The following is a 9,188-nucleotide window of genomic DNA, read 5'->3' as shown; positions in this document are numbered from 1 at the left end:
TCTAGTCTTCCTCAATTATTTAAACCTCCTCAAACAATATAAATTAGTATTCCACTAATAATATTCGTTGAGTACATATACATATTTATAACATTTTAATGCGAAGAATTTTTAATCTTTAGAGCTGAGGTTGAACAGGGAATTAAACAAGCTTTATAGAGTTTTATAAGGTTTTGGCAACGGGATTCAAATGTCAAGAAATTGTTGCTGCCACAGACATAAATACTCAGGATATACTACATGCAATTGTGGCCACGCTCACAAATGTAAAGGTAAAACCACTTATGCTCCATATGATCCTCATCATATTCATTATTGTGAAGCATATACAAAGAAAGAAGATGGTCACTGCCACTGCTATTTGATACCAACAAGCGAACCAATACCTGCTCCTTGTGGTGGACACTATCATTATATAAATGGTCCTGTAGAGTTCAATGATTGCCATAATCACCACTTTAATGATTGTACAAGCGTTGAATAACCGAAACAGAAAATACTGAAAAGAGGTAGTATGTAGTTATAAAAATTAAAAAAGAGAGAAGCCACCAAGCTTCTCTCTTTATATACATAACATTCCATTATTCTTCATAATCACATGGTGCAGAGGAGGGGATTCGAACCCCCACGGTCATCCCACACGCCCCTCAAACGTGCGCGTCTGCCTGTTCCGCCACCTCTGCACATCACGTCATTATAATACATCAATATACATTCTGTGTCAATATCTATTAATCTATTTATAAATATTTTTATAAATATTATAGTTAACCTTAACCTTTTTCACATACTCATCAGTTTCCTTGAAAGGTATGTTAGTAAGTTCTTTCCCATTTTTTGAATACTTCTTTATCTTTAACCATTTATTTACGTTACCTCGTCCTCCATTATATGCTGCCAAGACCAAATCTATATTATTATTAAATTCTTTATTTAAATCATTCAAATACCAACATCCCATGCAAATATTTAGTTCTGGATCATATAATTTATCTGTATTAAAGCCATGAATTCCCATTCTTTTTGCTATCCATTTTGCAGTTGAAGGAGTTATTTGCATAAGCCCTATAGCATTTTTACATGATGTTGCATTTGGATTAAAATTGCTTTCAGCTTTAATAACAGCATACACGAGCAAAGGATCAATATCATATTTTTCAGCATACATTATCACATAACTTGAATATTCAGTAGGATAAAAAACTCTTAATATATTTTTAATGTTTACTGCAATTAAAATTATCACTAAAAGCAGTACTATTATTTTAAATTTCTTTATGTCCCATCAATCCTTCCCTTTATTAATATCTTTTAAAATATTATCTACACATTTTAAAGTATCTTTTATATTTCCTCTATTATCAATAACATAATCAACATATTTTTTCTTTTCTTCAAGTGGCATTTGAGATGCAATTCTCTTTTGAACATCCTCTAAAGATAATACATCTCTCTTTATTACCCTTTCAATTTGTGTCTTTTCATCTACCCATATCAAAATATTTATATCCATTAATTCATGTAAATTATTTTCAATCAACGTTGGAGCATCAACAATACATACTTCTTTCCCCTGTTTTTCATATGCTTCAATCTTATTAAATATTTCATTCTTTATATATGGTATTATTATGTCTTCTAGCTTTTTTCTTAAAGTTTCATCGCTAAAAATCAATCTTCCCAATTCTCTTCTTTTTAAATTACAATTTTCATCTACGTACTGCTCTCCAAATTCATCTTTGATGCTTTCCAATATTTCTTTATATTTTGTTAGTACATCTCTAGAAATTTTATCCGCATCTATCACTGGTATACCCTTATTTATTAAATACCTTGAAACAGTACTCTTTCCACTCCCTATTCCACCAGTTAAGCCGACCTTTATCACAACTATCACTCCTAATACACAATTCCTAAAACCTTATTCTTAAATAGATGCTGATTTTCAAATTACAAATTTGTACTAGTACTCTAGCCGCCTAGTCCTCTAACAAACTAACGCACTTACTCTTCTCCTAGTACCTTTTTCTCCCTCCTAGCACCTAATTCCTACCTCTTAGTACATAACTATTTTGCTTCATACCATGTATTTCCAATATTGATATCAACCTCAAGAGGAACCCTGAATTCTAAAATACCTTTCATTACATTCTCCATTTCATACTTAACCAGTTCTTTAACCTCTTCTATCTCATTTTTACAAACATTCAATATCAATTCATCATGCACTTGAAGTATTATTGTAGATTTCAATCCCCTTTTCTTTAATTGATTTTGTACATTAACCATTGCTAATTTAATTATATCGGCAGCACTACCTTGAATAGGAGTATTCATAGCAAGTCTTTCTCCAAATGCTCTAACCATTTTCTTTGAAGCATTTATTTCAGGTATAAATCTTCTTCTATTTAAGATAGTTGTAACCATGTTGTTCTTTTTTGCTTCTTCAACTATATTATCTAAATATTTCTTTACATTAGGATATCTTTCAAAATAAGTATCTATATATTTTTGTGCTTCTTTCTTTGATATATTTAAATCTTTTGCTAGGCTAAAACTTCCAATTCCATACACTATACCAAAATTAACAGCCTTAGCATTACTTCTCATAAGAAGCGTAACTTCTTCAATGGGAACTTTAAATACTTCTGAAGCTGTTTTTGTATGAATATCACTGTGATGAATAAAAGCATTTATAAGGTTTTCATCATTAGAAATATGAGCAAGTACCCTTAATTCTATTTGAGAATAATCAGCCGAAAGAATAACTCCATTCTCATCATTAGGTATAAATACTTTTCTTATTTCTCTGCCCATTTCGTACTTAATCGGTATATTTTGAAGGTTTGGTTCAGTACTTGATAGTCTTCCCGTTGTAGTAACTGTCTGATTAAAACTCGAATGTATTCTTCCATCTTTATCAATAACAGATTTAAGTCCCTCAACGTATGTAGAATAAAGTTTTGATAACTGTCTATGATACATTATCTTTTCAATTATAGGGTGTTTATCAATAAGCTTCTCCAAAACATCAACATTTGTTGAATACCCTGTTTTTGTCTTTTTTATAACAGGTAAATCAAGCTTTTCAAACAGTATTTTACCAAGCTGCTTTGGTGAGCGTATGTTAAATTCTTCATCCGCAAGTTCAAATATTTCACTTTCAACTTTTTTAATTTCACTACTAAATTTATCGCCTAATTCATCAAGCATTTCCCTATCTACATTAAATCCTTCAGATTCCATAGAAGATATAACCTCTGTTAGAGGTAATTCAATACTATACATGAGTTTATCCATGTTTAACATATTTATCTTCTTCTCAAAATCATAATATAGCTTCTGAAGCATTATTGTGTTAAATATTTTTGATTTTTCTCCTTCTTCATCTATTTCAACATGAAAAATTCCTTCGATAAGAGTTTTAAGAGAATATTCCTTCTTACCCGGATCAATTAAGTATGCTGCTATTTCAGTATCAAACAATGCCTGCTTTGTTTTTATACCCATTTTATTCATAACTGTATAAAAATTCTTAACACTGTGACCTACAAAATCAATATTCTCTGAAGCAAATATATTTGACATTAATATTTTAAATTCTTTTTCATCCTCTTTAAACAAATCATTTATACATAATATAAAGTTATCTTGATTAGAATGTATATATATTTTCTCTAATTCTATTTCAGAATATTTCTTCTCATTATTTACATCATAGCAAAAGAATATGTAATCATTTAAAGTGCTGACCATGTTACTTAAACTGTCTATTGTATTTATTTCTTTGTAATCGGTATTTACATCTAACAAACTATTTTCTTCTACATTGTATGCATTCGTATCCGTGTTATTATGCATATCAACTTTTACATCTTTCAATTCTGGAAACTTATCAATTAACGACTTAAACTGAAGCCTTAAAAATATCTCCTTAAGTCCTTTTAAATCTTTGTCATCATATGACTTTATAGAATCAAAATCAATTTCAACTGGAACATGTTTTTCTATAGTTGCTAATTTTTTACTAAATATTGCCTGTTCGCTAAAATTCAAGAGATTTTCCTTGAGTTTTTTACCACTTAATTTATCGATATTCATAAGAATATTTTCAATTGATTTATATTCTTTTATGAGCTTAAAGGCAGTCTTTTCACCTATACCTGGCACTCCTGGAATATTATCAGACTTATCTCCCATTAATCCCTTAACGTCAATAAATTCCGTAGGAGTTACTCCAAATTCTTCAATTATTCTACTTTTATCATATATCTCTTTTTTAGTCATTCCCTTTTTGTTTATAACTATTTTAACATTATCTGTTGCAAGCTGAAGTGCATCCCTATCACCCGTAACAATATACACATACATGTCTTTTTCTTCTGCCAAAACAGACAATGTTCCAATCAAATCATCTGCTTCGAATCCCTCAATTTCAAAAATATTTATGCTTAACTTTTTCAATATATCTCTTAACACTGGAAATTGTTCCTCAAGCTCTGGAGGCATCTTTTTTCTTCCCGCTTTATATTCGCTATATTCTTTATGCCTAAATGTAGGTGCTTTCTTATCAAAACACGTTACTATATAATCAGGTTTTAGTTCCTCTTTCATTTTTATAAGCATATTTATAAAACCATATATTGCATTAGTATTGAGTCCCTCTGAATTAGTTAGTGCAGGCATGCCATAAAAAGCTCTATACATAAGGCTATTTCCATCTAAAATTAGCAATCTTTCTTTATTCATCATGTTTCCTCTCTTTCATAATTACAAAAAGTTTTATTACATATTCACTTTTCAATATATTTCTTTAGAGTTATGATATCATCTGCGGGATATGTATTTAAAATTTCCTTTAAAATCTCAAAAGCACACACATTTTCTAAAACAATTGACGCAGGAACAACTCCACACACATCAGATCTCTCATATCTATTAACAACATTATCGTTATTTTTTAAATCAACAGAGCGAATGCTTTTCTTTATAGTAGGAATCGGCTTCATATATACTGTAATTTCAATATTCTGACCATTTGACACTCCAGCCTCAATTCCACCACAATTGTTAGTCGGTCTTATAATCTCTCCTTTGTTACATAAAATCTCATCATTAAAAGTAGTTCCTCTTTTAGCTAAATCTGTACCTTTCCCAAACTCAATAGCTTTTATTCCCTGCACAGACATAAGAGCATATGAAAGAATAGCATCTAATTTTCTATCCCATTGAATATAACTTCCAATACCTAGAGGCACACCCCTAACGGATATGAAAATACTTCCACCTACAGTATCACCCTGTTGTTTGCATTTGTCGATTTCATACTTAATCATATTCTCTACATGTTCATTATAACACCTTACAGAACTATTCTCTATTCTTAAATAAGCTTCATTGTCAAATAAATCTACATTGTCATCCTCAATTCCACCTATATTCATAACTTTGCTTCTAATATCAACACCAATACTAACTAAAATACATTTGCATAAAGCACCTACTGCTGTTCTTATAGCCGTTTCTCGTGCGGATGTTCTTTCTATAACATCCCTAATATCGCCAGTTTTATATTTAAAATACCCTACCATATCACCATGGCCTGGCCTAGGAATAGTAATCTTTTCATTTTCACCTGTATTTCCATTTAACACTTTAGCCCAATTTTCATAATCTTTATTAAAAATAACCATAGTTATAGGATTGCCTGTTGTCTTAGTTCCTCTGATTCCAGACCAAATTTCAACCCTATCCTTTTCAATTTGCATGCGTTTTCCCCGTCCATATCCGTTCTGACGCCTTATCAATTCATTATTGATAAAATCAATATCTATTTCTGCATTTGATGGCACCCCATCAATAATCGCCATTAAAGCTTTTCCATGTGATTCTCCTGCATCTAAAAATCTAAGCATATACATCGCCTTCTCATTATAAATTTTATAATTTTTACAATATAATTCTTGACAATTGACCAGTTGCTGGTCGACTAGCTATCTAGCAAACTTGCTTTTATTCCCTAGCACCTTTCTTACAACATCTTCCTTATAGCACCTTTCTCTAGTTCCTATCTATCGATTCCTAAAAGATGCTTAAGTCCAGCTCTCTTGAAAGTTCTTCAAGAACCTTGATTCCACCTATACTATTTCCTTTTTCATCAAGTGCTGGTCCTACAACTCCTATACCCATTCTTCTAGGTACAGCAGCCATTATTCCTCCTCCCACTCCACTTTTGGCGGGTATTCCTATATGCACAGCAAATTTACCCGAAGCATCATACATTCCACATGTAACCATTATAGTTTTAACAAGTCTTGTAGCTTCACGCGATATTACTCTTTCATTATTCCAAGGTAATACACCATCATTTGCAAGCATTGCCCCTATTCTAGCTATATCAGTACAAGTTACTTCAATTGAACATTGTTTAAAATATACATCTAATATTTCTTCAACATCACCTTCAATAATATCTAAACTCTTCATAAAATGTGCTAAAGCTCTATTTCTATTTCCCGTAGCCTTTTCAGAACTATAAACCTGTTCATTTATGTTAAGTGAATCATTTCCTGTTATTTTTCTTGTAAATTTCAGTATCCTATTAAATTTATCATCCGAATTTTCACCTGATAATAACGATACAATAGTAATTGCACCTGCATTTATCATAGGGTTTAAAGGTTTTCTAAGAGTATTCGTTTCTAAGTTTATTATTGAATTAAATGCCGATTCAGTAGGTTCCATACCAACCTTCGAAAAAACATAATCTTTTCCATTGTCTAAAATAGCTAACATTAATGTAATGACTTTAGAAACACTTTGTATAGTAAATTTTGTTTTGTAATCGCCTGCATAAAATTCATCTCCATCTAAAGTTGTTACACATATGCCTAATGCATCCTTATCAGCTCTAGTTAATTCAGGTATATAAGAAGCTAATTCTCCTTCTTTAGTCCATTTTCTATTGTTTTCAATTATATTTTCAAGTATTCTCTTCATAAATATCACCTTTTCAAGCATTATTTTGTATATATTTTTTCTCGCACATATATATTATATTATTAACACTTCTAATGCAAGCAAACCCTTTTAGCTTTAGAAAGCAGAACTCCAATCTTTCACCCATAAAAATAGCCTCTTGTAAACTTTATAAAATACCTAAAACTAAAATTTTATAAAAAATAATAAAAAAAATTGCAAATTTCTCTTGCATATAATTAAAATATGTGGTAAGATAATTCTCGTCGGTAAGGACAACAACCTAATACGCCGAAGTGGTGGAATTGGCAGACGCGCTGGACTCAAAATCCAGTGGTAGCAATACCGTGCGGGTTCAAGTCCCGCCTTCGGCACCATTGATGTAACTGACTAAGAGCACTTTAGATATTTTATCCAAAGTGCTCTTTTCGCATTTTGTTCATAAATTATTTTGTTACAAAAAAAAACTAAAGAGCTGTTCAATTTAATTTGTTCAGTTCTTTAGTTTTAATCTTGTTTATATTTGGTAATGTTATTCAATTTCTCCAGCTAATTTTAGAACTTGATTATATAACTTCACCGACATCCTAAATCCACTTTCTGTTAATATATTTAAATATTTCTTTACGCTTTCAATTTTTTCATACTCTTTTGCCAACAGTAAAATACCCATTAATCCAATTGATCTTAATAAGATTAAATCTAGCTTTTTAATAATACTTAATCCAATAATAGGACTTGAATTACATACAACTTTAATCATTTTTATTCTCTCCTAATTCATCTTTAAAATCTTTTAGTACAATTTGATCAAGACGAAATTCATCTTCAGTATATTCATTCCATGGTATGTTTTTATTTTTAAGTAAAATCATAAAATCTGCAAGATCCATTTCTGCTATTTCAGCTGCACGTGCTAAGGATACCGACTTACTTGTAAATAACGCAATTGCTATAGATATTGTTATATTATCATTTAAAGATTTTGAAAGCCCTAAATCTTCTATAAGAGGTATTAAATCATTCGATAAATTTAAATCAACTTTTACTTTTTCAGCACCCATTTATTTCACACCCTTATTTATAATTAATAATTTTTTTAATTCCTTATACTTATAATTATACCCTATAATATAATTAATGTGAACTACCCTCCACTTACTTCGTTGAAGTGGGGGGTTCTTGGTCAATACTCCCAATGGAGCAAGTTTCTCCAAGATAACAAAGTCGTCCCAACCTCTGATTATTACCAAAATTATATAACTAATTTCAATAGATTTTTACTAGCATTTATATCTCTATCATAATGTGTACCACATTTTAGACAAGTCCATTTTCTAAGTCCTAAGTTCTTTACTTCTTTGTTTTTGTAACCACAATTAGAGCATAATGGCTACTTGCATAATTTGATGGTGCAACTATTATTGTTCTTCCATACCAATCAGCTTTATATTCTAACATTCTTCTGAACTCAACCCACGACACTTCACTTATTGCTTTCGCTAATTTCCCGTTTTTCATCATATTTTTTACTTTTAAGTCTTCTATAGCTATAGATTGGTTTTTTCTAATATACCAACTTTTTCTCTATTTTAGGTAATTGTTTGTTTCAGTATCAACTAGTATAGAAACATAATATTTATTACTTGGTGTCTTTGATATAGTACAACTCTTTATTAATCCGTTGAACTCTCTATGTTGTTTTATTTTAATCATAGATTTTAACTTTGGAATCTTAATATATCCATTTTCTATACATACAGTTCCATTTTGATTGTTAGTTGTGTAACTATAATAATTACTTTTTTTACTTTTGAATTTAGGAAACCCAACAGATTTATCTCTAAAGAAATTTTTATATGCTTTATTTAAGTTTACTGAAGTTCCGATGATAGTAGGTTCTATCATCGGGTTCCAATGATAAAGTAGTTCACAAAATAGACTAGCATACTGACTAGTTATTTTTTTGAAAATGCCTTATATATAAACCTAATGCAGCCAAATGTTTTAGCTAGATATAATCTTTGTTCTGAATTTGGATATATTCTATATTTATAAGCTTTTAGCAACTCCTTCATCTCATTTCTTCCCTCTCCTACAGCTTTTATTAATTTCTTCTCTCTTAATTTTCTAAATACCTTTCTTATACCCGCATCTGACAATCCTGTTAACTCAACTGCAAGCTTATTTGTTATTTTATTATTTTTCTT

At 30.3% G+C, this 9,188-nt stretch carries 8 protein-coding genes, 2 tRNA genes and 1 pseudogene; 2 read left to right on the top strand and 9 right to left on the bottom strand.

The features are described 5' to 3' along the window. Window positions 1–190: 190 nt before the first annotated feature. Window positions 191–484, top strand: a complete 294-nt coding sequence (locus CLTEP_RS14415; RefSeq protein WP_084364863.1) for a YmaF family protein — start codon at window positions 191–193, stop codon at window positions 482–484. Window positions 485–599: 115 nt separating this feature from the next. Here the strand turns inward: CLTEP_RS14415 and CLTEP_RS10190 are convergent. The 6 genes from CLTEP_RS10190 to glsA all read right to left on the bottom strand — a co-directional run bounded on the left by CLTEP_RS10190 (window position 600) and on the right by glsA (window position 6,999). Beyond that, a tRNA-Leu gene (locus CLTEP_RS10190) sits at window positions 600–683 on the bottom strand. Window positions 684–736: 53 nt separating this feature from the next. After that, complete coding sequence (locus CLTEP_RS10185) at window positions 737–1,279, bottom strand: lytic transglycosylase domain-containing protein (RefSeq protein ID WP_066826442.1); 543 nt, start codon at window positions 1,277–1,279, stop codon at window positions 737–739. Window positions 1,280–1,285: 6 nt separating this feature from the next. Further along, entirely contained in the window at window positions 1,286–1,888 is a 603-nt protein-coding gene (coaE, locus tag CLTEP_RS10180) for a dephospho-CoA kinase (protein WP_066826440.1), read from the bottom strand. Window positions 1,889–2,067: 179 nt separating this feature from the next. Next, the gene (gene polA / locus CLTEP_RS10175) at window positions 2,068–4,749 is read right to left on the bottom strand and encodes a DNA polymerase I (RefSeq protein ID WP_066826438.1); all 2,682 of its coding nucleotides are present in this window, start codon (window positions 4,747–4,749) and stop codon (window positions 2,068–2,070) included. Window positions 4,750–4,793: 44 nt separating this feature from the next. After that, a complete protein-coding gene (gene aroC, locus CLTEP_RS10170) occupies window positions 4,794–5,915 on the bottom strand; it encodes a chorismate synthase (RefSeq protein WP_066826436.1) in 1,122 nt (373 codons plus the stop codon). A gap of 166 nt (window positions 5,916–6,081) precedes the next feature. After that, window positions 6,082–6,999, bottom strand: a complete 918-nt coding sequence (gene glsA / locus CLTEP_RS10165; RefSeq protein ID WP_066826434.1) for a glutaminase A — start codon at window positions 6,997–6,999, stop codon at window positions 6,082–6,084. 269 nt (window positions 7,000–7,268) lie between these two features. Here glsA and CLTEP_RS10160 point away from each other — a divergent pair. Then, window positions 7,269–7,355, top strand: a tRNA-Leu gene (locus CLTEP_RS10160). Window positions 7,356–7,510: 155 nt separating this feature from the next. On the opposite strand, the gene CLTEP_RS10155 is transcribed toward CLTEP_RS10160, so the two are convergent. The 3 genes and pseudogenes from CLTEP_RS10155 to CLTEP_RS15315 form a co-directional block, all read right to left on the bottom strand. Beyond that, window positions 7,511–7,741: a DUF3368 domain-containing protein gene (locus CLTEP_RS10155; protein ID WP_066826432.1), complete on the bottom strand. Its 231-nt coding sequence runs from the start codon at window positions 7,739–7,741 to the stop codon at window positions 7,511–7,513. Beyond that, window positions 7,734–8,042 (bottom strand): UPF0175 family protein, encoded by a 309-nt coding sequence (locus tag CLTEP_RS10150; RefSeq protein ID WP_066826429.1) that lies wholly within the window; start codon window positions 8,040–8,042, stop codon window positions 7,734–7,736. Before CLTEP_RS10150 ends, CLTEP_RS10155 begins: the two co-directional genes overlap by 8 nt. 191 nt (window positions 8,043–8,233) lie before the next feature. After that, window positions 8,234–9,047: pseudogene (locus CLTEP_RS15315) on the bottom strand (RNA-guided endonuclease TnpB family protein). Between the last annotated feature and the right edge of the window lie 141 nt (window positions 9,048–9,188).

The sequence above is a fragment of the Clostridium tepidiprofundi DSM 19306 genome, from assembly GCF_001594005.1.
Taxonomy (GTDB): Bacteria; Bacillota; Clostridia; order Clostridiales; family Clostridiaceae; genus Clostridium_AC; species Clostridium_AC tepidiprofundi.
Note: the sequence above shows the minus strand (reverse complement) of the source record. Positions and strands in the feature narration are given on the sequence as shown.

What these genes read in the sequence shown, in the direction of transcription:
- CLTEP_RS14415 (WP_084364863.1), top strand. Translation starts at nt 191, where the DNA reads ATGTCAAGAAATTGTTGCTGCCACAGACATAAATACTCAGGATATACT.
- polA (WP_066826438.1), bottom strand. Translation starts at nt 4,749, where the DNA reads ATGAATAAAGAAAGATTGCTAATTTTAGATGGAAATAGCCTTATGTAT.
- aroC (WP_066826436.1), bottom strand. Translation starts at nt 5,915, where the DNA reads ATGCTTAGATTTTTAGATGCAGGAGAATCACATGGAAAAGCTTTAATG.
- glsA (WP_066826434.1), bottom strand. Translation starts at nt 6,999, where the DNA reads ATGAAGAGAATACTTGAAAATATAATTGAAAACAATAGAAAATGGACT.
- CLTEP_RS10155 (WP_066826432.1), bottom strand. Translation starts at nt 7,741, where the DNA reads ATGATTAAAGTTGTATGTAATTCAAGTCCTATTATTGGATTAAGTATT.
- CLTEP_RS10150 (WP_066826429.1), bottom strand. Translation starts at nt 8,042, where the DNA reads ATGGGTGCTGAAAAAGTAAAAGTTGATTTAAATTTATCGAATGATTTA.